The 24,719-nt window shown below is 27.8% G+C and carries 23 protein-coding genes, 1 tRNA gene, 2 pseudogenes and 2 riboswitches; of the genes and pseudogenes, 17 read left to right on the plus strand and 9 right to left on the minus strand.

Translation table 11 applies throughout. The features are described from left to right. The first annotated feature begins 79 nt into the window (after positions 1 to 79). Together D2A34_RS10135 and D2A34_RS10140 are read left to right on the plus strand one after the other, a co-directional pair. Entirely contained in the window at positions 80 to 1,315 is a 1,236-nt protein-coding gene (locus tag D2A34_RS10135) for a phage replisome organizer N-terminal domain-containing protein (protein WP_243128313.1), read from the plus strand. A gap of 28 nt (positions 1,316 to 1,343) precedes the next feature. Continuing rightward, positions 1,344 to 1,991, plus strand: a complete 648-nt coding sequence (locus D2A34_RS10140) for an ATP-binding protein (RefSeq protein ID WP_119366674.1) — start codon at positions 1,344 to 1,346, stop codon at positions 1,989 to 1,991. 203 nt (positions 1,992 to 2,194) lie between these two features. Here D2A34_RS10140 and D2A34_RS10145 read toward each other — a convergent pair whose 3' ends face one another. Further along, positions 2,195 to 2,413, minus strand: coding sequence for a DUF2922 domain-containing protein (locus tag D2A34_RS10145; RefSeq protein ID WP_079441698.1), 219 nt, complete (start codon positions 2,411 to 2,413; stop codon positions 2,195 to 2,197). A 134-nt stretch (positions 2,414 to 2,547) separates the two neighbouring features. After that, a complete protein-coding gene (locus D2A34_RS10150) occupies positions 2,548 to 2,772 on the minus strand; it encodes a DUF1659 domain-containing protein (RefSeq protein ID WP_079441697.1) in 225 nt (74 codons plus the stop codon). Between the two features lie 261 nt (positions 2,773 to 3,033). On the opposite strand from D2A34_RS10150, the gene D2A34_RS10155 reads away from it, so the two are divergent. The 4 genes and pseudogenes from D2A34_RS10155 to D2A34_RS27705 all read left to right on the plus strand — a co-directional run. After that, the gene (locus D2A34_RS10155) at positions 3,034 to 3,525 is read left to right on the plus strand and encodes an ATP-dependent metallopeptidase FtsH/Yme1/Tma family protein (RefSeq protein WP_119366549.1); all 492 of its coding nucleotides are present in this window, start codon (positions 3,034 to 3,036) and stop codon (positions 3,523 to 3,525) included. Then, complete coding sequence (locus D2A34_RS10160) at positions 3,522 to 3,845, plus strand: ADP-ribosyltransferase (protein ID WP_119366550.1); 324 nt, start codon at positions 3,522 to 3,524, stop codon at positions 3,843 to 3,845. Before D2A34_RS10155 ends, D2A34_RS10160 begins: the two co-directional genes overlap by 4 nt. A gap of 22 nt (positions 3,846 to 3,867) precedes the next feature. Then, the gene (locus D2A34_RS10165) at positions 3,868 to 4,416 is read left to right on the plus strand and encodes an RNA 2'-phosphotransferase (protein ID WP_119366551.1); all 549 of its coding nucleotides are present in this window, start codon (positions 3,868 to 3,870) and stop codon (positions 4,414 to 4,416) included. 306 nt (positions 4,417 to 4,722) lie between these two features. Then, a pseudogene (locus D2A34_RS27705) lies at positions 4,723 to 4,830 on the plus strand (CPCC family cysteine-rich protein); the annotation flags it as partial. A 229-nt stretch (positions 4,831 to 5,059) separates the two neighbouring features. Here D2A34_RS27705 and D2A34_RS10175 read toward each other — a convergent pair. Further along, positions 5,060 to 5,260 (minus strand): YvrJ family protein, encoded by a 201-nt coding sequence (locus D2A34_RS10175; RefSeq protein WP_119366552.1) that lies wholly within the window; start codon positions 5,258 to 5,260, stop codon positions 5,060 to 5,062. 97 nt (positions 5,261 to 5,357) lie between these two features. Continuing rightward, a complete protein-coding gene (locus D2A34_RS10180; protein WP_119366553.1) occupies positions 5,358 to 5,885 on the minus strand; it encodes a hypothetical protein in 528 nt (175 codons plus the stop codon). Positions 5,886 to 6,187: 302 nt separating this feature from the next. On the opposite strand from D2A34_RS10180, the gene D2A34_RS10185 reads away from it, so the two are divergent. Further along, the gene (locus D2A34_RS10185; RefSeq protein ID WP_119366676.1) at positions 6,188 to 6,430 is read left to right on the plus strand and encodes a hypothetical protein; all 243 of its coding nucleotides are present in this window, start codon (positions 6,188 to 6,190) and stop codon (positions 6,428 to 6,430) included. A gap of 43 nt (positions 6,431 to 6,473) precedes the next feature. On the opposite strand, the pseudogene D2A34_RS10190 reads toward D2A34_RS10185, so the two are convergent. After that, a pseudogene (locus D2A34_RS10190) lies at positions 6,474 to 6,903 on the minus strand (sigma factor). Positions 6,904 to 7,106: 203 nt separating this feature from the next. On the opposite strand from D2A34_RS10190, the gene D2A34_RS10195 reads away from it, so the two are divergent. Together D2A34_RS10195 and D2A34_RS10200 are read left to right on the plus strand one after the other, a co-directional pair. Continuing rightward, positions 7,107 to 8,006 (plus strand): N-acetylmuramoyl-L-alanine amidase, encoded by a 900-nt coding sequence (locus tag D2A34_RS10195; RefSeq protein ID WP_119366554.1) that lies wholly within the window; start codon positions 7,107 to 7,109, stop codon positions 8,004 to 8,006. A 243-nt stretch (positions 8,007 to 8,249) separates the two neighbouring features. After that, positions 8,250 to 13,484: an RNA-directed DNA polymerase gene (locus tag D2A34_RS10200; protein WP_119366555.1), complete on the plus strand. Its 5,235-nt coding sequence runs from the start codon at positions 8,250 to 8,252 to the stop codon at positions 13,482 to 13,484. 459 nt (positions 13,485 to 13,943) lie between these two features. Here the strand turns inward: D2A34_RS10200 and D2A34_RS10205 are convergent. Then, a tRNA-Leu gene (locus tag D2A34_RS10205) sits at positions 13,944 to 14,029 on the minus strand. A gap of 371 nt (positions 14,030 to 14,400) precedes the next feature. On the opposite strand from D2A34_RS10205, the gene D2A34_RS10210 reads away from it, so the two are divergent. Together D2A34_RS10210 and D2A34_RS10215 are read left to right on the plus strand one after the other, a co-directional pair. Further along, positions 14,401 to 15,093, plus strand: coding sequence for an iron-sulfur cluster assembly scaffold protein (locus D2A34_RS10210; protein WP_079441824.1), 693 nt, complete (start codon positions 14,401 to 14,403; stop codon positions 15,091 to 15,093). Positions 15,094 to 15,118: 25 nt separating this feature from the next. Then, positions 15,119 to 16,120 (plus strand): GGGtGRT protein, encoded by a 1,002-nt coding sequence (locus D2A34_RS10215; RefSeq protein ID WP_079441823.1) that lies wholly within the window; start codon positions 15,119 to 15,121, stop codon positions 16,118 to 16,120. Positions 16,121 to 16,529: 409 nt separating this feature from the next. Here D2A34_RS10215 and D2A34_RS10220 read toward each other — a convergent pair whose 3' ends face one another. Next, complete coding sequence (locus D2A34_RS10220) at positions 16,530 to 17,258, minus strand: hypothetical protein (protein ID WP_119366556.1); 729 nt, start codon at positions 17,256 to 17,258, stop codon at positions 16,530 to 16,532. Between the two features lie 598 nt (positions 17,259 to 17,856). Then, a riboswitch (cyclic di-GMP riboswitch) is annotated at positions 17,857 to 17,940 on the plus strand. Positions 17,941 to 18,038: 98 nt separating this feature from the next. Between D2A34_RS10220 and D2A34_RS10225 the strand changes: the two genes are divergently transcribed. From D2A34_RS10225 to D2A34_RS10235, 3 genes are all read left to right on the plus strand, one after another. After that, positions 18,039 to 18,242 carry a hypothetical protein gene (locus D2A34_RS10225; protein ID WP_079441822.1) on the plus strand — a complete coding sequence of 68 codons (204 nt, stop codon included), beginning with the start codon at positions 18,039 to 18,041 and terminating at the stop codon, positions 18,240 to 18,242. A gap of 230 nt (positions 18,243 to 18,472) precedes the next feature. Then, positions 18,473 to 18,556: riboswitch (cyclic di-GMP riboswitch) on the plus strand. A 127-nt stretch (positions 18,557 to 18,683) separates the two neighbouring features. Further along, the gene (locus tag D2A34_RS10230) at positions 18,684 to 19,067 is read left to right on the plus strand and encodes a response regulator (protein WP_079441821.1); all 384 of its coding nucleotides are present in this window, start codon (positions 18,684 to 18,686) and stop codon (positions 19,065 to 19,067) included. 186 nt (positions 19,068 to 19,253) lie between these two features. Further along, positions 19,254 to 20,339, plus strand: coding sequence for a GGDEF domain-containing protein (locus D2A34_RS10235; protein WP_079441820.1), 1,086 nt, complete (start codon positions 19,254 to 19,256; stop codon positions 20,337 to 20,339). 79 nt (positions 20,340 to 20,418) lie between these two features. Here D2A34_RS10235 and D2A34_RS10240 read toward each other — a convergent pair whose 3' ends face one another. Further along, on the minus strand, positions 20,419 to 20,808 hold the full coding sequence (locus D2A34_RS10240; RefSeq protein ID WP_079441819.1) for a bacteriohemerythrin: 390 nt from the start codon (positions 20,806 to 20,808) through the stop codon (positions 20,419 to 20,421). 226 nt (positions 20,809 to 21,034) lie between these two features. Here D2A34_RS10240 and D2A34_RS10245 point away from each other — a divergent pair, with 226 nt between their 5' ends. The 3 genes from D2A34_RS10245 to D2A34_RS10255 all read left to right on the plus strand — a co-directional run bounded on the left by D2A34_RS10245 (position 21,035) and on the right by D2A34_RS10255 (position 22,735). Further along, complete coding sequence (locus tag D2A34_RS10245; RefSeq protein WP_341467240.1) at positions 21,035 to 21,547, plus strand: phosphatase PAP2 family protein; 513 nt, start codon at positions 21,035 to 21,037, stop codon at positions 21,545 to 21,547. A 100-nt stretch (positions 21,548 to 21,647) separates the two neighbouring features. Then, the gene (locus D2A34_RS10250) at positions 21,648 to 22,004 is read left to right on the plus strand and encodes a hypothetical protein (protein WP_079441817.1); all 357 of its coding nucleotides are present in this window, start codon (positions 21,648 to 21,650) and stop codon (positions 22,002 to 22,004) included. Between the two features lie 113 nt (positions 22,005 to 22,117). Continuing rightward, a complete protein-coding gene (locus D2A34_RS10255; RefSeq protein ID WP_079441816.1) occupies positions 22,118 to 22,735 on the plus strand; it encodes a DUF6304 family protein in 618 nt (205 codons plus the stop codon). Between the two features lie 304 nt (positions 22,736 to 23,039). Here D2A34_RS10255 and D2A34_RS10260 read toward each other — a convergent pair whose 3' ends face one another. Beyond that, a complete protein-coding gene (locus D2A34_RS10260; protein WP_079441815.1) occupies positions 23,040 to 24,464 on the minus strand; it encodes an aspartate ammonia-lyase in 1,425 nt (474 codons plus the stop codon). Positions 24,465 to 24,719 lie beyond the last annotated feature (255 nt).

Raw genomic sequence — 24,719 nt, forward strand, 5'->3', positions numbered from 1 at the left:
TGTAAGGTAATAGGGGTGAACCCATCTTTTAAAGGTCTTGCAAAGTTTAAAAAATTTTATATGTGGGAGCGTAGTAATAATGGGAGAGATTAGATGGGTAAAATTTGAGGTTAATATGTATGATGATACTAAACTTAAGATATTGGATAACATGGATAATAGAGATTTACATCAGTATGTTTGGACAAGGCTTCTTGTTTTAACCGGAAAAGTAAATCGTGGAGGATATTTATACATTACTAATAATATGCCATATACAGTTAAGACATTAGCAATAGAATTTAATAGAAGTATAAGTGAAATAAAAGCATCTATTAAAATATTAATAAAATTAGAAATGATAGAATTTACAGAAGGTAAAGTTTTTAAAATTAAAAACTGGGAAAAACATCAAAATGTTGAAGGAATGGAGAGATATAGGCAGCTAAATAAAGAAAGAGTTGCTAATCATAGAGCTAAAAAGAAAGAAAATAATGAGAATAAAAACGAAGATAAAGTTATTAGTAATGCACATATAAATGACAGAGAAAATAATGAAGAAATTCATAATATAGAAGCTCAAGCTGAGAAGAATATTTCTGATTCAGGAAATGAAGAAGTTAGAAATAACTTAAATGATAGTAATGTTGCCGAGGATGATAATAGAAACATTATTAATAATGAGTGTAACATTACATGTAATGATGATAATTGTAACAGTAACATTACAGTAATTGAACAGAAAAAGAAAGAGATTAAGAAAAAGAAGAAGATAGAGAGTGAGAGAGAAATAAAGTCTAATTATAATACTAGTTTAAATATAACTGGTGGCATATCAGAATTTGAAGAAGTCAGTCACGCTAATAGCGATACCTCTTCAGCTACATCAGCAGATAATAATGCTACACATGATGATTTAGAAAAGGAAAATGCCAGTGAATTAAAACTTACTGATGATTTGAAAAATAATGGTATGAGCAGTCAAAATGCTGCAAAGCTATTAACGTACTATGAAAACTTAACAGGGAGACATGGTGGTCTTAATATAGGGATTCTTAAACTAGCTATTGATATGCATGGATATAATAATGTGAAAATGGCTATGGATAAGGCTTTGGAAGTTAATAAAGTAAACATGACTTATATTAATGGAATACTTAAAAATTGGAGAAGAGAAGGGTATCCCAAAGATGATATGGAGGTAAAGGATAATGGGGTTAGAGGCTCTGGAAAGAATAACGCAGCGGATAAAAATGAATTTACAGGATTCAAGCCAAAGAAACCACGAGACATTACGGATGAAGAACGAAAACGATCAGAAAAAGACCTCATATAAATGTGATAAGTGCTGTGATACAGGATGGATGCTAATTCCCCAGGAGAACAGGCAGCCTCTAGCAGTAAGTTGTGAATGTAGAAAAATAGAAAAGCTAAAAAGCGAGTGGAAGTATTCAGGCATTAATGTTGAGCATAGCAATAGTACATTTTCTAACTTTAAGATTTGGAATGAAGCATCTGAAAGAGCAAAGGATACTGCAGTAGCTTATTATAATGATTTTGATGAAGCTAGGAATGGAAGGCGTAATAGTATTTTATTTTGTGGACAAGTTGGAAGTGGCAAAACTCATCTGAGTGTTGCCCTTGCACTAAATTTTCTGAAACAGAAGATTAAGGTAGTGTATATGCCATATCGTGATGTAATTACAAAAGTAAAACAGAATATGATTGATGAAGAGTATTATAGTAGAACTATTTCAAAGTATCAACTATGTGAAGTTCTACTTATTGATGACCTCTTTAAAGGGAAAATCAATGAGAGTGATATAAATATTGTATTTGAAATAATTAATTATAGGTATCTTAATTATCTACCCATAATAATTAGCAGTGAATTTTCAGTTGATAGACTATTGTTCTTTGATGAAGGTATAGGCTCTAGGATCTATGAAATGTGCAAAGATTATGTAGTAGAAATTGAGAAGGATACTAGGAATAACTATAGACTTAAATAAGAGATGATCAATTAAAAAGGTACATGGTTTTCCTGGGAAATATAAAGGGCATTATATATCCCTTATTGTATAGCAACCACTAGTTGGCTACATTTTTGTCTATAGCAAAAAAAGTCAGTAAAATAGGTTGGGTTATTTTTGTTATTACAAAATTAAATGACTAAAATAAGATTGAAAATATAATCTTACTTTAGTCCTTATTTTTAAGCTACATCAAATTTAGTAACTTGTCTTTGAGTAACTTGTGCACCTGATTTCTTAACTAAATCACCAGAATTTGTTTTAAATATATTCTTGGCAATTATAGTGTTCATAAGAGTATTTATTTGATCTTTAGTAAGATTAGGTTTTACTCCAGAAATACTCAAAGTGCTTTTTTGGCCACCTTCAGTTAAAAAAGTCATAGATAAAGAAAATTCCATTTAATTTTACCTCCATTTTTAAAAATTTAATTGAGAATTAAGAATTGAGAGTTAAGGAAACTCCTACTCATAACGTCGTAGGAGTACTCACAGAGTAAGCGACTATCATCAAATCATAGATTTGAGATATCTGCTTAAGCATTAACTAAACTAGAAGATTCATTTATGAAGTAATCTCTAGTATCAGCGCCTAAAACATCTTTGATAGCTTCAGCAACCTCATAGATATTTTGAGCAGCAGCATCAGTTTTTACATTAGAAAAACTCTTCTTGCTATAGATCGCGTCGCCAGCCTTATCGGTCCCACTTTGAACCTCAATACTTAATGAAACGGTTTGAATTGATTTTGTTACAGCCATTTGTTTACCTCCTTCATTTTCTTTTCATATAGGATATATGGGTAGATTTGAGTTATCACATAAATAATTCAAACTTTTTTTTAAAAATGATAAGTAGATTAAGAGTAAAGAGGAATTAGTATTGAAGCTTTAGATTACCCGAAATCTTAGTTAAGGTTAGATAATAAACTTATTTAAAAACATGTTATAATATATTAAGTACACTATAAAAATGAATTTATGGAGTAAATTTCAAATTATTAAGAACAAGGAGATAAATATATGCAATCAAGTAAAAGTAAATATTTGATTATATCAGGTATAGTCATTTTATTCCTACTAATATTTCCTATTACAATAGCATTTAATTATGCTAGAGACACTGCCTCTACTAAGGAAATTAGCTATAATGAATTTATACGATTACTAGATGAAAAACAACTTTCGAAAGTAGAAGTAACAAGTGAAGAGCTTATAATAACACCAAGTGAAGGTAATGAAGCATACAAAGGAAAAATTCTAAATACTCCTAATCTAAATGATGAAACACTGATATCGAAACTTCAAGAGGCGGGAGTAGAGTATGAGGGGAAAAATCTAAAAGAAACATCCCTTCATAATTTTATGATTATTTGGATAATACCAATTGGAATAATATGTAGTATTATTATAATACCTATGGCAGCTATATATTTTATTTGGAGATTTTTATCTTTGAAGAAAGAAAATAAAAGATTACGAATTCAGGTAAAATATTTACTTGATAAAAAATGATGGAATTATTAAAACTGTTGTTTGAAAAGCAAAAAATCAAAGTTGGGCATACATTTACAGATAAGGCATTTATAGATACAACATTGGTTCCTGATTTACTTAGAGATTTTGCAGATACTCACAAGTATAACTGCTTATTAAAGTTGCACTTGCCTAAAGGAATAAAAGGTGATTATGTAGAATTTTACCATGAAAATGATCATTTAAACGAGTGTGAATTTTTATTACCTTTAAATTCCATATTTGTTTTGAAGAAAAAATACTTTAGTCTTAGATATATGAAAAAAGTATATGAGTGCTATTTAGTAGCACAAGAATAAAATAATTAGAGGGGTAAAAGTAATGAGAATCAAAGAAGATATGAGAGTTAGTAAGTTTATAAGCTTAGTATTAAGACATAAGCCAGAAGAGATTGGATTAACATTAGATGAATATGGATGTGTTAATGTTTATGATTTAATTAAGGGAATAAATAAAAGAGGATATAAGGTTACAATTGAAGACATTGAAAGAATTGTTATGGAAGATGATAAACAAAGATATTCATTTAATGAAGATAAAACTAAAATTAAAGCAAATCAAGGACATTTAATCAAGGTTAATCTTGAATTAAAACCAATAGAACCACCACGCGTGTTATATCATGGAACTGCAACTAGATTTAGAGATAGTATATGTAAAGAAGGAATTAAGAAACAAAATAGACAATACGTTCATTTATCTAAAGATATAGAAACTGCTACAAAAGTGGGGAAGAGACATGGTGAATTAGTTATTTTTAAAATTAACAGTCATCAAATGTATCAAGATGGTTTTAAATTCTATTTATCTGAAAATAAGGTATGGCTAACTGATTATGTTCCAATAAAATATTTGAATATAGAGATATAAGTTTATGATACAAAGATCATATATTAGGGAGAATAGCATAGATTTAGTAGAGCAAGTTGAGATATATAGAATAGCAATAGCATGCGGAATATATTCTAAGACAGAATTAAGTGTATTTCTTGATAAAATTATAGTTGATTTAGATGAACCACCTTATGAAATAATTGAAGCATCCTTGGCTTGCAATAAAAACATGCAAGATGCTTTGCATATTTTAAAAGAATACTTTTATAGTAATAATGGTTCTAAAACAAATATAAATGCCCCTGTTGTGGATGTTTTACATTTGATGAAGAACCAGATGGAAACTATGATATATGTCCAGTTTGCTTTTGGGAAGATGATCCAATACAGTTGTTTGAACGAAAGCGAGTTAATTTAAAAGATATTAATTACTTCAAGCTCAACGAATAATGAGCGAAGTAATTATATTTATAGCACTATTCTATTAAACGTACCTTTGCAGTGGCTTGAAGAGTATTAATATCTTCGATTCTTTTAAATTAGGTAAAGAAAAATAAAATAATATATTTACAAAATGAATGAGGATTATAATTAATTACTGTTAACAAATAAATTAAATAATAAGTGAAGGTATAAAAGGCAGTAAACATTCAAAAAATCAAATGTTCACTGCCTTTTGTTAAGCTACTTTATGAGAATCATCATTAGATCCATTCGTATCTATAACAACTCCAAGCTTAGTTGATATTATGGTATTAAGTTTATTAATTGAACTTGATAGGCCATTAATTTGTTTCTCTAAGCGGATAAGCAAGTAAACTGCAACCGCTACAGGAAAACCATTATTAACTGCAAGATTAATTAATTCATTTACTTCCATAATTAATCACCTCCTCATATTGGATATATGAAAAGAAACAAATTATAACAATAGTAATGAAATAAAAATTAATTAATAGAAGTATTAGAAAATTTACTTATGTTTGAGAACCTCCATTGATTACATGATTGTAATAATGCTCTATAGCCATATCTACTATAGAGCTTACATAAGTATTCAAATCAGGATGAATACTTTTTAGTTCATTTAATTTTCTAACAGTAGAGCTTCGGAGCATATAGGTTCTTTTAACATCCAAATATTCTCCATCGACAGGAGGGGCGCATCCATTAACTATAGGAGCTCTTCTATTGTCTGGAAGTGTATCTCTAGAATTAGAGGTAGTTTTTATTGAAGAAGTATGTGTATTACTACTATTAGAATTAATAAGTAAATTTAAACTTACGTTATTACTATCTATTGGTTTAATCTCATTAATGGTATTTTCTTTTGATAGATTAGTGGATTTAGTTTCAGACTCTTCACATGAAGAACTATCATCAAATGAAAAGGATGAAATACATTCTCCAAGTAGAACAGGGGTATCGCTAAATCCACATATATCAAGCTCATCTTCACAAGCAAAATCATTTATAGGTACATCAGATTTTTTCTTCTTTGCCATAAATATATCTCCTTACTTAAGTATTTCACTTAGGATATATGATTAGAATAGCTATATTCTAGTATGGTTTACCATAAATATGGTGAAGAATATATATTCTAAGCCATATTTATTCTCGAGAATATTACCATATATATGGAGAACAATATATATTCTGAAGAATATGCGCCAATAATGCGGGTTTGAAGACTACATGCTTCAAAAAGACTTGAATTTTTATGTGATTTAATATAATGAAACATATATCTATATTAGCAGTGAGAAATTTTGAGCTGCTAATAAGCTATGGAGTGTGTTGTGAAATGATTAAGGATGAAATCAAAATGAAATCTAAAGAGGGAGAAGTATTTGATAAGAAGCAGATGGCTCTGGCTATTAGAAATTCTACTTATGATGATAGTTTAGGTTGTTCTTTATTGGCTGAGGGAATTATTAAAAGCTGTGAGATTTGTAATCTTAACTGTGTTTGTGAATTAATTGATGAAGTAGTTGAGATTTATAAAGAAGAGAGCACAAATGTAGTGAGTAGTTTTAACTTTGACTAGAAAATTAAATATAAACAAAAAGGACCCCAAGGCTTAATTAACCTTAGAGTCTTTTTTGTTGAGGTTTATTGTAAATTTGATTTATATGGTTAAAGATCTTCTTTAGTATGACCTTCTTCTTAAGACTAGCAGTAGAATAACACATATTCTTAATATAAGCATAGGTTTGAATTGTATTATCTTTAAAGAATAGAAAATCAATAAGTTCCTTTAATTAAATCATTCATATTATTTTTAATTGCATTTGTAGCATATGCAACAAATCTATGTTTGTCTAAATTATATAGTTCAAGACATTTAAAAAGAGATTTATAACATTCATTATGAAGATCATATATTTCATAACCATCTATAAAAGTTCTTTTAGAAATATTAATTATTAAAGGTCTAAATTCTTGTGCTAGCTTTTCTTTTGATAATTTATCTCCACTTTTGCATTTGTAAACTAATTCTTCAACATAATTAAAATCCATATAGACCTCCTATATTTATCAATAAATATTCTTCGGGGTTATATAGAAGGCTATAAAAAATAACCTCTATATTTAGTATATATGACAAAATATCATATATCCCATATGAAATAAAAAATAATTGGGAATATGCATCTATAAAAGTTATTGGCTGCAACATAAACGCTTTTTTAGAGGTATTTCCCATGTGGAGGTGTATAAAAATGAGAAAATTTATAGTAGCAGCAGGTCATACTGCAAGTGGGAAAATTGGATGCGGAGTTATTGATAGACTTGATGAAAGTAATTGCGCTAGGGAAATTGGAACATTAGTAGCAGAATACTTAAAGGAGAAAGGATATGGCGTTAATTTACTTAGGATAGATAAAAGTAATAGTTATACATTTGAAGATTGTTATCTTAGAGCAAATCAAGCTAATGAAACCGCAAAGAATTCTGAAGTAGAGATATATGTAGAAATTCATATTAACGCAGGGGGAGGGACTGGTCCAGAAGTGTGCGTTACAGGAAAATCAGAAGTAGCTAATCAATATGCAGCTAAAATAAGTAATTCATTATCAAGTATTTTAAATTTACCAAACAGAGGAGTGAAAACAAGAAATCTTATTGTTCTTAATAATACAGTAATGCCAGCAATTTTAGTGGAGTGCTTATTTGCTGATAGTAACGATGCAGATATCTATAATCCAGAAGTTATTGCAAGAGCTATTGCTAGCGGACTAATCGGAGTCGATAATTCTAGTGATAAAGAGTGGAAACTAGGATGGAATATAAACGATGTCGGTTGGTGGTATTGCACTGATACTATAAATAAGTATTATTATACATCAGATAATGGCTTGAAAGAGATTGACGGAGAGTGGTATATCTTTGATTCCGAGGGATATGCCTTACAAGATAATTGGTACTATGATGAAATAACTAAGTGTTGGCATTACCTAGATTCAAATTGCAAAATGGTTAAAGGCAGCAAGGAGAAACCACTATGGCTTTGGATTGATAGTGGATGTTATGCTTTTAATGAACATGGGCAGATGTATTATGATTGTATTACGCCAGATGGTTATAGGGTTGATAGGGATGGAGAGTGGTTAGAAATTTAATTTGTATAATGTATTGTGGAAATAATGAAATATTATTGAGGGAAATATAGGTAAAATAATAAAAATTTGTAGTATAATAAGGATATGCTATTTATGGAAAATATAGCGTATCCTTATTATTTTGTAAAAAGTAGATTGGGATTAATATTAAGATTCGTATAATGTCTATAATGGGAAGTTTAGTTTTCTGCAAAGTTTTAAGATGGAGTAATTGTAAAATGATGATTAGTTAAGGAGAAGAAAATGGATGTATATTCAGAAGTAGGAAGTATTTTATTAAAAAAATTCTTTTATAATAGAGAGGTGTATGCTAAACAGGTACAAGCATTGGATGGAAAAGTTGTATACAATACAACATACAGTAGTATAGATGCAAATAAAATTAGATATATGTTATTAAATAAAATGTCAATAATGACATACCAACAAAATTTGAATAAACTGAGATGGTTATGTTTTGATTTTGATATAAAATCTAAAGTTTTAGATGAAAGTTATAGATTTGAAGATGATAAAATATACAAAAATAAATTATTTTCAGAAGTTGAAGTTTTATGTCAATTTTTAAAAAACAAAAATATAAATTACCTAATAGAGTACTCTGGAAATAGAGGAATACATGTGTGGGTATTTCTTAATAGAGAGATAAGCAAAGAATTAGGTTATCAAATAGTTAATAATATATACGAAAATGTAAATTTTAAATATATAAAAAAATCAGAAGATGAAATAGCATTAGATTTATTTCCCAAAACGGGAACGAGCAAAAACAACAAGATAGGACTAGGGGTTAAAATACCATTATCATATCATTTAAAAAGTAATCATTATTCGTATTGTATTGAGAATATAAATGAAATTAGAAATATATCTGAATTAAATAATGAAATTATGCAAAATCAGTTACTATTACTTATTAATTCAAAAGAAAATGATATAAAAACATTAGTTGATAATTTAGAATTGAAAGATATTGAAGAAATCGTAGAGTATCAACCATATGTTGCATCAATGGTAGAAAATCAGTCCTTTAGAGAAACATTGGAACAATTAAAAAGATGTAGTATATATAGATATATTCTTGAAAAACAAATCAGAGATTTGACTGAATTAGATAGAACAGTTTTAGCTGGAACGTTAATAAGACTAAGGACAAACGAAAATGATAATTATGGAATAGATTGTTTAATTGAGTACTTTTCTGGTGATATAGAAATATATAACGAAGAATTAACAAAATCTAAGCTTTTGATGTTGGGAAATTTATATCCACCAAATATAAAATTTCTTGAAAAAAAGTATAATATGACTTGTGAGTATAGTAAAAGTAATCAAATAGAAAATGCCATACACTTATTAGACAATGTCGATATAAAAGTTATCAATTTAGATGAAAAGATATTAGAATGGATAATCAAATCAGAAAAAGCATATTTAGCACTAAATGATGAAGTTCCTTTAAATTTTATTTATGATGAAATAAACAATCTAAATTATAAAAATTTGTTACAAGATATAAACAAAATTAAGATTGGTGAATATCCTAAATTGGAATCATATAGATTTGTACGTAATGAGGAAGAAAAGAAAAGAACCTTATATTCATTATCAGGAAAAGATAGAGTTTTAACTTCGTTTATTATGAAGGAAATAAACAAAATGTTATATGGAATGAGTTCAAATTCAAGTTATAGTTATAGATTAAATAATGATATGAGGGTTAGTGATATTTTCATTAGTTGGAATAAACTGTGGTTAAAATACATTAAAGCAATTCAAGATAAAATATATAGCAAGAGTTATGATGAGTATTACATAATAAAATTAGATTTAAAAGGATTTTACGATAACATTGAAATAGAACAACTAAGAGAAATATTATATTCTAAACCAAAAGAATTGATGGAAATTGCTATTTCAAATATTCCGGATAGTAAGATGAAAGAATATAAAAACATGTGTGAATATTTATTGAATGTTACTACACAGATAAATATGAAAGGAGTTCCACAAGGTCCTGCATATGCTAGATATTTAGCCGAAATATATTTAGCTCAAGTTGATAATTTTATTGTTTCGTTTTTAGATGATGAATTCGAATATTACTTTAGATATGTTGATGATATGGTTATTCTTATACAAGATGAAATAAGAGCTAAAGAAATTAGAAAAAAGATTAGTGATAAAATCGGTGAATTAGGATTAGAATTTAATGAAAAATGTTTATTTGGTAAGGTTTCAGAATATAAATATGATATTATAAATCAAGATATTACTAAGTATTTTATAGATGGAATAAATGAAAATACGCCCCAAATAATAGTGGATAAAGCTATTGAAATGGTTAATGATATGTTGAAAAAAAGTAAGGAAGAATTTGATGTTAAGCAATTGCCATTTTATTTAACACATCTAATTGATGAGCAGTATTTATGCCTGAAAAAAGATGAGATAATAGAATATATTATATCGACAGATGTAGGTCGTGGAAGTATGTTTAAACATTTTTATAAAAATGTATTTTTTAAGTACTATGATGAGAGTAAAAAATATTACTCCCAAATTAGTGGACTTTCACGAGGAAATTTTTTAAATGAATTAAGTAAACATCTTGACGCAATTTCTAATGAGCATATAAAAGAGATTATTGATTTCTATAACAAAGAAGAGTTGAATACATATGAATTAAAAGAGTTATATAGGATTATCCTACTATCAGGTGTAGAATGCGAATTTAATTTAAATTTAGATACTGTATTTATAAATTTTATTAATATTGTTTCTAATACTAAAAGTATTAAATGGAATTCTAAATTATTGGAAAACTTTTTAAGTAGACTTCAAAGATATAACGATGTAACACAAATAATTAAAATCCTCAATAATATATTAGAAAACTCTAAATCAATAAATAATAACGAAATTTTAATAAATACCATATATTCAATAACTAAATATAGATGGGATGAGTTTGATAAAAGTTCATTACAATATTTATATAATTTCACTGCCGTTATGACCTTGTTTCTAGACAATGAAAGTAAATTAAAAGACATTTGGAAGAGATTGATAGATAAATTTGATGGATATCAATATGATATAAAATATAATGATTGGTATAAATATGATTCTAATATACTTAGACAAGACATAAGAGATGATGTTTTAGTATGTTTTCTTATGAGTACGTTTAATGAAATTGGAATGAATAATGAGATTGGTGTTACTAATATCGAAAAAGAATGTGCTTTCTATTTCATAATTTATTTGTTTGATATGAAAAGCTCCAAAATTTCCGATATAAGAAAAATATTAGAAGAAAGGAAATTGAAGTTTTTATTATGGTGCTTAGAACCAGAGGTAAGATATTTTCCGTCAGAAAAAGTTGCACTAAAAAATATATATTTGAATAATAGAATATTGTTGCAAAAAGTCAATAAATTAATGATTAGAAGTACAACTGATGTTATTAACAACACTGTAGGTAAAAGCAATTACAAAACAGAAATTGAAGAAGAAATTTGGTATAAAGATGAAAAATATTCATATGCAATTTTAGATTTAGAAGATGAGCTATTAGATTTTAAACAAAAATTAGAATATTTGAATTATTTTGAAGCGATTAATTTTACTGTAAGTATAAAAAATACTGCACAATTTAGAAATAAATATGTAAACATATTTGAGCGAGGAGCATTTACTAGAAAAAATAAAGAAATTTATATTAATGTTAGCAAATTTGATAAGGCATTAGTAATTGATAAAGACAAATATATAATAAATAATGAAAGTAATTTTTTAAAACAATTACTTGATACACTATGTGATGCTGTAATTGAAGATAAGGTATATGATTTAGGAAGAACTTATAAAATATCAAATTTTAAAATTGATTTTGTACCTAGCGTAATTGTAAAAGCTTACGAACAAATGTCATATGTGGAAAAATTAGACGAAGAGATTACAAAAGGCATTGAAAGGTATGGGGAAGATATATATTCAATTGAGTTAGGTAAATTACAGGCTATTGGAAAATTTCTGATAAATGAGAAAGTCACAAATTACTCAAAGGAGATTCAGTTGCTTAAATATTATAACTCATTATATAAGAATGATTTTGAGAAATTTATATTATATGGAAATGTAGAAATTAAACAGGATAACTTATATGAATTAATAAAAACTATTCAAAATTCCATAGGTAAAAATATGAATTATGATGAAATAAATTATGTAAATAAGTATTTTGAGGATGAGGTAAAGGCAATATTAAATATTATAGGGAAAGAAGATATTGAGGCACTCATGGAAATAGAAAATATTAAAATAGAAAGGGATATTACGAACTCATTATCAATTAAAATCAATGGAAGTAAATATAAAATAAATGAATTAAATTATTACGAGGTTGCTTCTACTAATTTATTTAGAAGATTTGAAGAAAGAGATATTTTTGAATTGATAAATTACCAATATACTTACAAATTTGAAAATACTATCTTTAAAATACCTGATGTTATCATACGCATTTTAGAAATAATTGACAATAAAAGCGGACAGTTTGATAAAGAAAACTATGAGATAAATACATCAATTTCAAATTGTCAATATTATGGAGAAGCAGTTGAAGTCATAAAAAATCAAAGTGATGTTGATGAATATGAAGCCAAAAGAAGAATTGGAAAGTTCTTAGAACACGTAGAGCAGAAATATTTTCATGTTGTTTTAAAAGTTATTTCTAGATATAAATATATGAGTGAAGAAGAATTGATAAATTTCAAGGAGGAAATAATTAATAAGATAAATACAGAAAATACATGTATATTTCCACTTAAAAAATTGAATGATGATAATGGATTACATCAAATAATTTTAGGAAAGTTTAAAGAGGAATTTGATAGAAATAGTATTAATTTACGACGCTTTAAAGATGATTATAATTTAATCAATACTGATAAGAAAATAGATCAATTAGTTATAGTAAATGATATTGCAATAAGTGGAAGTCAATTTAAAAAAAATCTGACTAAGTTACTGAATGGCGAAAAGGCACAAAATATTCAGAGTGTAAAGAAAGATGAATTGAAAAAGCTTATAGACAAAAAAGTTAAAATAGTATTAATAAATTGCATATACACGGATGTATTTGAAGAACAAGTTAAGGACTTTCTAAAAACCTATAATTATAGCCAAGATGATATAGAATTTATGGGAACAAAAATTAATTATAATGATTATCTGTTTAAAAAAGTTATAGAAAATAATAAGGATAGAAGGCTATTTCAAGAATTTGTTAGAAAATATTATAATTCTTTTAACGAAAAAATCGTTGGTATTTCATTTATGGATTACTTTGAAAATATTGAAAATGATGATACAAGAAATATATTAGTGGCAAGATATAAAAGTATGCCTAAATTTCATATATTAGTCTTTAGTTATAAAACAAATATATTTAAATATAGGATAGATAAATAATTTTAACTAATGTTGTTTATTTGTTAAAAGGAAACTTCTAATTATTCATATAATTACGCTCTAAAATAAAGAAGTAATATACAAATTAATATAATACGATTTCAATAATGTACATGTAACCAATTAATGTTATATGTTCTTTATTGAAATTTTTTTATTATAAATAGTTTTTTATATAATTTTGAACTGTTTATTAAAATTTTATAGGGTTTAAATTAACACTTAGTGGTAATCATAAGCACAAAATTAATTAAAATCGATGGATGTCCCAAAGGAAAATGTTAAGATAATATGGAATTATTATTAAAATATTACAAAGCTCTATAATACGCATTATCAGTGGGTTTGAGTGATTAAAGCATGGGAAAAACAGGATTAAATGCAGAAGTGGGAAACACATAAAAAAAGCTGTACTACAAGGTATTTAAACCAAGTAATACAGCAATCAACCAAAATAAATGGTGCCGCTGGCCGGACTCGAACCGGCACGGTATCACTACCAGAGGATTTTGAGTCCACCACGTCTGCCATTCCATCACAGCGGCACGTAAACTGACAAAAATTATTGTATCACGTCTTAAAAGATATTTCAATAGGTATTTTTCATTTTTTATTTTTTGTGGAAAATAATCATACATTATCCATTAGTTTATACATAATAAAAATATTAGACAGTATTTTATCTAATTAAAGCTAATAAAAGATTTTTATTCTTTTCTAGTGTAGATTTTCAAATAAAAGTAGATAAATGTGCATAAATTTTTAAATAAAGGTTGTAGCATGTCCAATCATTTGCTAGAATAGGATTAGGGAAAAGTGCCCCACTGGGTTATTTTATGCCCAACTGCAATTTTAAGACTTAGAAATAAGATTTAATATTTGTAATTATCTATTAATTAGGGAGGAGCAAAAATATATGATGTATTCAAAAGAAGTTGAAGAAATGTGTGTACTTGCTAAAGGTCCTAATCACGGATCTGCGCCAATTCCTCAAGAAGGAAGATGGGTTCAATCTAAAGAAGTTACTGATATATCAGGTTTAACTCACGGAATAGGTTGGTGTGCGCCACAACAAGGTGCTTGTAAATTAACATTAAACGTTAAAGGTGGTATTATCCAAGAGGCGTTAGTTGAAACAATTGGATGTTCAGGAATGACTCATTCAGCTGCTATGGCTTCAGAAATATTACCAGGAAAGACTATATTAGAAGCATTAAACACAGACTTAGTTTGTGATGCTATAAACACAGCTATGAGAGAATTATTCTTACAAATCGTTTATGGAAGAACTCAAACTGCTTTCTCAGAAGATGGACTACCTATCGGAGCAGGTCTTGAAGATTTAGGAAAAGGGTTAAGATCTCAAGTTGGTACTATGTACGGAACTTTAGCTAAAGGACCAAGATACCTTGAAATGGCAGAAGGTTATGTTACTGATGTTGCTGTTGATGCAGACAAAGAAATCATTGGATATAAGTTTGTTAACTTAGGAAAAATGATGGAAAGTATCGCTAAAGGTATGGATGCTAACGAAGCATTAGAAGCTGCTAAAGGTCAATATGGAAGAGTTGCTGACGCTGTTGAATTATTAGACCCAAGACATAAATAATTATTTGTAAAGGAGGATTTTTAAAATGGCATTATTTGAAAGTTATGAAAGAAGAATTAACCAAATCACTCCAGTATTAGAAAAATACGGAATGAAAACTCTAGAAGATGCAAAGGCAGTTTGTGCTGAAGTTGGAGTGGATGCATATACAATTGCTAAAGAAACTCAACCAATCGCATTCGAAAACGCTGGATGGGCATACGTTTTAGGTGCTGCTATAGCAATAAAGAAAGGTTGCGTTAAAGCTGCTGATGCTGCTGAAGCAATCGGAGAAGGATTACAAGCATTTTGTATCCCAGGATCTGTTGCAGACGACAGAAAAGTTGGTCTAGGACACGGAAACTTAGGAGCTATGCTTTTAAGAGAAGAAACTAAATGTTTCGCATTCTTAGCAGGACACGAAAGTTTCGCTGCTGCTGAAGGTGCTATCAAAATAGCTGAAAAAGCTAACAGAGTAAGAAAAGAACCATTAAGAGTTATCTTAAACGGTCTTGGAAAAGATGCTGCATTCATCATTTCAAGAATCAATGGTTTCACATATGTTCAAACTCAATTTGACTACTACACTGGAGAAGTTAAAGTAGTTAAAGAAAAAGCATACTCAGACGGAGAAAGAGCAAAAGTAAGATGTTACGGTGCTGACGACGTTAGAGAAGGTGTTGCAATCATGCATATGGAAGGTGTTGACGTATCAATCACTGGTAACTCAACTAACCCAACAAGATTCCAACATCCAGTTGCTGGAACATACAAAAAAGAATGTATCGAACAAGGTAAGAAATACTTCTCAGTAGCATCAGGTGGTGGTACAGGAAGAACTCTTCACCCAGATAACATGGGAGCAGGTCCAGCTTCTTATGGTATGACTGATACTATGGGAAGAATGCACTCAGATGCACAATTCGCAGGATCTTCATCAGTTCCAGCTCACGTTGAAATGATGGGATTAATCGGAGCAGGTAACAACCCAATGGTTGGTATGACTGTTGCAGTTGCAGTTGCAGTTCAAGAAGCTCTTACTAAATAGGCTAAAATACTAGCTTAATAAGGTTAGAATGTATTGATTTAAATACACACATCTAATAGATTTTAATATCTATAGATGTGTGTATTTTTTTATACACAACTATAATTAATTATACGTGTAATATATTAGGAAACTCAACATGTACGCTTATAGAAGGGGGATGGTCAATAAAAGGTAGTAGGGGGTAAAGAATATGATTATCCAAAACAATGGAATATTTTATCATGTGTAGAAAAAGAAATTCTAAAATTTAAACGTGGATGGGCTGAATCTAATTTGGATAAAAGTACAGATGAATTTTTATCCAGATATTTAGAAGTAAAGCCATGCCACTGCGATAGAATCTAATAAATCAAAAATATGAAAAAGAGTCCATAAGGACTCTCTTTATATATGTATTAAATTAATTTCATCTGATTACAGTAGTAGTAGTAGTAGTTATTCTCTTGATTAAATCAACTGCAACCAGAACAATTCTATATTGGCCTGTTGAAGAATCATAATATGCATATGAATTCTCATATGTTCCACCAATTAACATTCTATTTTGATAAAATGACCCCAAAATTTTTAGAGGATCATTAATTGGAGTTTCATAAACATTAACATCAACGGAAATAATCTTGTATGATGTTACGCCGTCTGGTTCTGACCAGCCATCAATAGCATTTATTTGAGATTTAGCGCTTTCTGGCGAAAGACTACCATCTCCAACTGCCTTGGTTATATTATCTAAGTATGTGTTTTTAACTCCATTATAAAGACCTACCTGTCCTCTAAAGTATTTTGTTCTCCATTCATCATTTATATCAGCAACAGAATATTGAGGACTTGATGAAGTTACAATTTTAGTTTCAGATGAAGTTGTAGACGAAGATGAATTTGAATTTGTAACCCATGCTCCACTTGAATTTACATAATATCCATCTATTGAAGTATTATGCGCCATATATCCATCTGCAAAAAAATAATACCAATTTCCATTTATTGATTTCCATGTTCCTTTTACATATGAGTTACCTTCTGTATACTTCCATCCATTATTATCTTGTATCCATTCAGCATTTGCTTTGATTGGATTTAATGCTAATATTGATGCTACTACTAATGAACTTGCTATTAATCTTACGTTTCTCATTTTATTTCCCCCTAAAAATTATATATAAAATAAATAAATTTATTTTATCTTGTGTTATTTTTTGAATGTATTAAGTAAATAATGTTATAGATAGATTTACCACAATATATGTTTTTGTATATAATCTATTTTTAAACATTATATATCTCCATCTTATTTATAGATATAATTAATTATATAGTACATTATTGTAAAATTATATATTTAAATGTAAGAGAATAAATAAAAAACATTTTAGAGATTATATAGGTATTTTATGTATAGTTTGATAATTAGAAATTAAAATTAAAATTATAATAAAAGATAAACTAATTAGATAGCATTAGATTGTTATGATTTTGTCACATAAAAATTATTATAAAGCATGCATTTTTTATTAATAAAAAGCAATGTCGAAAGCTATTTAAATATAAGGTGGCAGAATATTAATTGTGTAAAAGACTATAAATATCTAGATTTAGACAAGGTTTACACAATAATTGATAAAGTTATTAAATAAAATTTACAATGTTATTAGGAAAATATTGCATTTAATGTTGATTTTTCTTGTATTAATGTGATAATATATACATATAAAGACATAAAATTACATATGTATACAAGGATTGGGAACTATGAAGAATTCTCTTTATTTGGGCATCTTGAGAATTTGGAGTTAATGATGCAACCCACCAATCAAAACTAATTTATTTTTTATAATTAGTTTTGATTGGTTTTTTTATTTATAAAATAAGTGATAAATTAAATTTTAAAATTATTTATATAAGAGGTGGATGTGTTATGAATACAAGAGATAAAATTATAAAGGTTATAAATGATAATTTGAAAACAAACTCAGAGTTTGAATTTGTTTCAGAATTAGGAGATTTAACTTTAGCAGATATGTATTATTTAGAAAAAATCTCAGCTATTAATAGCATTAAAGCGAAATTCAAATATAAAATAATTGATAATACTTATATAAAGATTCATTATTCATTTTAATGAGTATTTTAGTGTGAGGTACAGAAGATATGGAATATACAATAAAGATTACTTTAAGCAAAATAAAGAAACAAGAAGAGAACGAAAGAAAAGAGAATAATTAGATTAAACTTTCTGAAGAAATGATGATCTATTCGAACGATGTCGAATTTGTAGTTAACATATTATATGTTTAATATTGAATCTTTTGCATAATTATGATAACATAGACATAAATTTCGAATAATAATATCAAGATTGGAAGCTATGAAAAATTCTTTATATTTGGGCACTTTAAGGATTTAGAGCTAGTTGTGCAACCGACCAATTTAAACTAATTAGAAATATATTAGTTTTTATTGGTCTTTTTTTATATATGAAATAGATAACAATATAAAAAATGAGTTATTGCGTAAATATTGAGTTTGTATAGTAAAATCAGAAAAGGAAGGGTGAAAAGTAATGAGTGAGAAGCAAAAAAATATATTATTGGTTGAGGACATGCCAAGTGTTAGAAAATTTATAAGTCTTATCTTGGAAAATGCAGATTATAATGTAATTGAAGCATCAAATGGTGAAGAAGGAATCGAGATATATAAAAAATCAGGAAATATTGATTTAATAATCACGGATATATATATGCCACAAAAAACTGGTTTAGAACTTGTAGTAGAATTAAGAGAAGAATATAGTAATATAAACGTAATTGTCCTTTCAGACGGTGGAGAAAATAACTTTTCGAACGAGCTAGGTGTGTGTGAAGCATTGGGGGCTACTTATTTTATAAAAAAAGATATGATTATTGATGAATTAATTGAACTAGTGGAAAAAATATTTTCGAAATAACCATGGATAAACTAATAAATCAAAAGCTCATACAAGGCTAAAATTGGCCTTGTATTGGGCTTTTAATTTAAATACAAACTATTTGTCATAAAAGGTAGTTAGTGGTATAATTGTAATAATAAATTTTAAACAATAACTATTATTTATATACCTATAGCTAAAGAAATAGAATTGGAGGTGAGGATAATGAGTAACTTTTTTATTAATATACTTCTTTTAATTTCAGCAATATTTATAGGTGGACATTTATTTAAGGATGCACCTTTTGAATGCAACTCCAAAATTTGCACAAATATTTTACTTGGTTTAGGAGGTGGAATTCTCGCAATAGGTATGATGATTTACTCAATAAATATTGACAGTACAAAAACTTTAGTAGATTTAAGAGTTATAGCATTAATGTTAATATATTACATTGGTGGAATTCTACCGTCACTAATTACAGGAATAATTGTAGTTATATTTAGGACTTTATATTTTGGAATAAATCAATCATCAATAGTTGCAGTTTTTCAAATTCTAATAATAATATTGTCATATCCAATAATTAGTAAATTGAAGTTAAATATGGTTAAAAAGTGGTTGGCGATATACTTAGTTAATACGTTTTTCATAATAGGTACATATTATTACTTGTTATTTAATGAGGATAATGTTTTTAAGATACTTTTGGAGTATTTTATTATTTCGACGATTGCAGCTATATTGTCTTATTATTTATTAAAATATGTTAGGTCATCAAATGAATTGTATAAGAGATATAAAAATGAGGCTACAAAAGATTTTTTGACTGGATTAAATAATACAAGGCAATTTGATTTGATATTTAATAAAAGTGTCGCAAATGCAAAGGAAAAGGATGAAAAGTTATCCTGCTTAATGGTTGATATAGATCATTTTAAGCGTGTTAATGATACATACGGTCATGCAGTTGGAGATATAATTTTAAGAGAATTAGCTGTTATTTTAAAAAATACTTGTAGAGTATTTGATGCTGTATCAAGAGTTGGAGGAGAAGAATTTTGTGTCTTACTAATTGATTGCTCTAAAGATAGGGCTATAGATATAGGAAAAAGAATATGTGATGAAGTAAAGAATCATGAGTTTGAAATTGTTGCTGGTAGAATAATAAGAATTACTGTTTCTGTAGGGGTATCTGCTTACCCGGAATCAACTGATAATATTGAAATGCTACTAAAACAGGCAGATGACTCTTTATATAAAGCAAAGCAAACTGGAAGAGATAGAGTGTGTTCGGCTGATAATAAGTAAATAAAAAAGTTCTAGTTATAATGCATGGTGGAAGTATTATAACTAGAACTTTTTTAAAAGGAGTTTCTAAATAAAGAACTTATTTTCCGATAAGCATGTCGTTTTCTAGTATATGTTCAGTTAGCCAATCATTTAAAAGTTGAAGGATTTTAGTTATATATTCTTCTTGATTTTCATCTATCTTTGAAAAATTTACATCATTGATTCTTTTAATAAAAGCATCATGAGCAACTTTTTGAGTAAACATTCTCTTATAATTTATTTTTTGCATATATTCTTCTTCAGCGTTGAAATGGAATGCGGTATAATCTTGTAATTCTTCTATTAGTCCAACTATTCTATCGTATTTATCAAGAGCAAAATCATTTTTTAAAAGATTATAAGTTTTATCAGCTATCTCAAAGAGTACTTTATGTTGTTCGTCAATAAAATCAATTCCAGTTCTATATTCATCTTTAAATTTGTACATAAATAATTACCTTCTTTCTATAAATATAATATAATGAAATAGTTAAATACATTATAATTATACTTTTAAATACGAAAAATGACTATAGATAAATAAAAATGATATTTATTTTTTAGGTGAATAACCTAAATATTGTTTTATCATTATACAGAAAGGAAAAGAATGTGGTTATATGAATATTATTCAAAGTATAGATAATACTATCCTACAATTTATTCAATTGCATATGAGAAACACTATTTTAGATATAGCAATGCCTTTGATAACAAGTTTGGGGAATAAATTAACAATATGGTCTATTGCTGGACTTATACTTATTGCAAGTAATAAGTATAGAAAATATGGATATATGATTATATTTTCATTATTATTATGTTTAATTGTAGGAAATTTCAGTTTAAAACCTTTGGTTGCTAGAGCTCGTCCTTTCGATGCAAGACCAATACTAGATGTGCTTCTGATAAGTCCGCCAAAGGATTTCTCATTTCCATCAGGGCATACAATGAGTTCATTTGCATCTGCAGTAATTATATATTATATGAACAGAAAAGCAGGAATTTGTGCGCTTATTTTAGGAACTCTTATTGGATTTTCTAGACTATATTTATATGTACATTATCCGTCTGACGTTTTTGCGGGTGCTATTATCGGGGGATTGATAGGTGGTTCAACTATATTTATATTTAAGGAAATTAAAAAGAAAAATATTAATAAATATTATTTCAAAAAAGAAAAATAATATCTTATAATAAGAATATACTAAATTGGTATAAAAAGATATTAAATGTAAAATTCCATAGAAACGACAATCAAAATATAATTTTCAGGGGGATTAAATAATGAGCTGGGATTGTGCAGTGTGGCATAGTAAAAGTGTTAAAAATGAAGAAGAGGCAGGAAAACTATATGAGAAATTATGTGAAGGGGATACTTCGCTGATTGGGCCGACGCAACGAATACAGGATTTCTATGAAGAATTAACATCAAAACATCCGGAAATAGATGATATCGGGGAAGAGGAAATAAATAACTTAGATTTATGTCCTTGGAGTATTGCTTTTGATAAATCTGAGGGCCATATAATAATGTCTTGTGTGATAAGCAAGGCTGAATATGTAAATGATTTAATTCAGGAACTTGCTAAAAAGCATGAGTTATCATTTTTTGAACCCCAAAATTTAACTTTTATTTTATAACGAAAATAACCTTTGAAATTTATGGATAATTATGGTATGATGGTTTGGACTTTTGAATTTGAGAAAAATGGGTAGGAGAGAAAAATTAAATATAGGAGGGGTATATATACTATATGGTCAAATTAAAATATTCTGCTTTGTATACTGATAATTTTGGGTGTGAACAAGCAGAGGTATACTTTTCAAAAAGTGGTTTTCGGCTTAAAGTAAGGAATAACATTTTTGAAAATGATAGTTTCAACTTTGAATTTTATACTAAGGGACTTGAAGGAGCTGAACATACTTTTGAATTAAAGGATAATGAATTAGTAGAATACTCTATAGATATTAAGATTCCTTTGCTGCTGGCTTATAATAAAAGCTATTATGTAGAAGAGTTTGTGCTGCATGTTGAAAGACAAAAGAATTATTATAATAATTCACTTTCTTTATTTTCGCAAGATGTAACTTGTGAAGTGGAAGGATATGACTTATATGAATTGCTGCATAAAATAAAGAAGGAACTGCCTAGAGGATATGAAATAGAAGATAATTTTTCTTCTATATTTGGAGCGGTTTACTTTGAGTCCAACAAGGAAAATCCTTTACGTGGAAAAATAATATCTCAAGAGTTAGATAATGATTTAAATAAAGATTATATGAATTTATGGAGTAGCCAAAATAATAAGAATTTTGAGAGATATGAGAAAATACCTATTACTTATATAAATAATGAATATTGTATAAGTTGAGTTTCGATGTTTGGAGATTATTTGAAAAGTTATTGTGATTAGAAAAGGAAAAATAATAAAGAGGCAGCATATATTGCATATGCTGCCTCTTTAGGTTAATACAACAATTTATTAAGATCATGTACATTATAAGTATACGTAAATAAGTAAAAAATATTCATGTTTTATAGAAATATACATAAATAAATCTTTAGCTAAAATTATAAAAGGATTAAAAAGGCAGTAATTTTTTGTATTCGCATAGAAGATTACTACCTTTTTCTAAAGTGAAATAAAAATAAAAGTGAAAATATATATTATGCATCTAAATGGCTTCGCTTGCTTTCTCTTCCATAATAATTGAAGGATTCAATTCTGTCATTGAAATTGGATCTAGAATTCTATCTAATTCCATTAATGATAGCAATCCTTCACTTAATACAAGTTCCTTCACAGGAATGCCGGATTCTAATGATTTTTTTGCAATTTGTGAAGATTTTTTATATCCAATATAGGGACAAAGAGCTGTTACCATTCCTACACTGTTATCTAAAAGTTCTTTACATCTATCTTCATTTGCAGTTATTCCTAAAACGCAGTTATTTACTAAAGTTCTAGTAGCATGTTGAAGCGTTTCGATAGATTCGAATAAGTTATAGAAAAGAACTGGTTCGAAGGCGTTTAATTCTAACTGGCCGCCTTCAGCAGCCATAGTTATAGTAAAATCATTACCTATAATGTTAAATGCAACTTGGGAAACTACTTCTAAAATAACAGGATTTACTTTACCTGGCATAATTGATGAACCATTTTGCATTGGAGGCAAGTTTATTTCAGCAAATCCAGTTTTAGGTCCGCTGGACAATAATCTAAGATCATTAGCCATTTTAGAAAGATTAACAGCACATGTCTTTAAAGCATTTGAAATACTTACAAAGCTATCAAGATTTTGAGTAGCATCAATTAAATCTTTGGCTTGCTCTATTTTAAATCCACTGACTTTTCTTAGGTTTGGGATGATATTTTCAAAATATTCAGTACTCACGTTTATAGATGTCCCGATAGCAGTGGCGCCAATGTTTACAGTAAGCATTTCTTTTTGAGCTTCTTCTAAACGCTTGATATCACGCATTACCATTGATGCAAAAGCATTAAATGATTGTCCGAGTCTCATAGGAACTGCATCTTGAAGTTGGGTACGTCCCATTTTTATTATATTATCAAATTCTAACGATTTTATTTTAAGAGCATTATATAAACTATGAAGCTCCGAAATTGTTCTTGGAAGCATTTTTAAAACTGTTAGTTTTCCAGCAGTTGGGAATACATCATTAGTTGATTGAGCCATATTAACATGATCATTTGGATGAACGATGTCATAGTTGCCTTTGAATGAGCCAAGTAATTCAATAGCGCGATTAGCTATTACTTCATTAGCATTCATATTTGCAGAAGTTCCTGCACCACCTTGAATAGGATCAACTATAAATTCCTCAAGTAATTTTCCACAAATAATTTCATTACAAGCATTTATTATAGCATTAGCAATAGTAGTAGTTAAAAGACCTGCATCTCTATTAGTAATTGCAGCTGCTTTTTTTATTTCCGCAAGACTTATTATTAAATCTTTATGCAAAGTTTTTCCTGTTATATGAAAATTATTATTAGCTCTTAAAGATTGTACACCATAATAAGCCTCTGCTGGCACTTCCATACTTCCTATTGAATCTGATTCCATTCGAATTTTCATTTAGAATTCCCCACTTTCATTTTGTTTAAAATTTAAATTAATAGGTTATTAACTCTCGTATATATAAAAGAAATAGATTTTAAATCTAAAAAATTAAATATTTATTTTTTTATTTGTCCTCTTGAAATGAAGATTATCATGCTTTAATCTTAATGTAAATATTAGAAAAAGAATTGTGAAAAAAATCTAAAAAAGAGTATAATATACTTAATTAAAATTATTTCAGATATAAAGATGCTTAATTTTATAAAGCTA

Source organism: Clostridium chromiireducens, from assembly GCF_003575225.1.
In the GTDB taxonomy this organism is placed as follows: Bacteria; Bacillota; Clostridia; order Clostridiales; family Clostridiaceae; genus Clostridium; species Clostridium chromiireducens.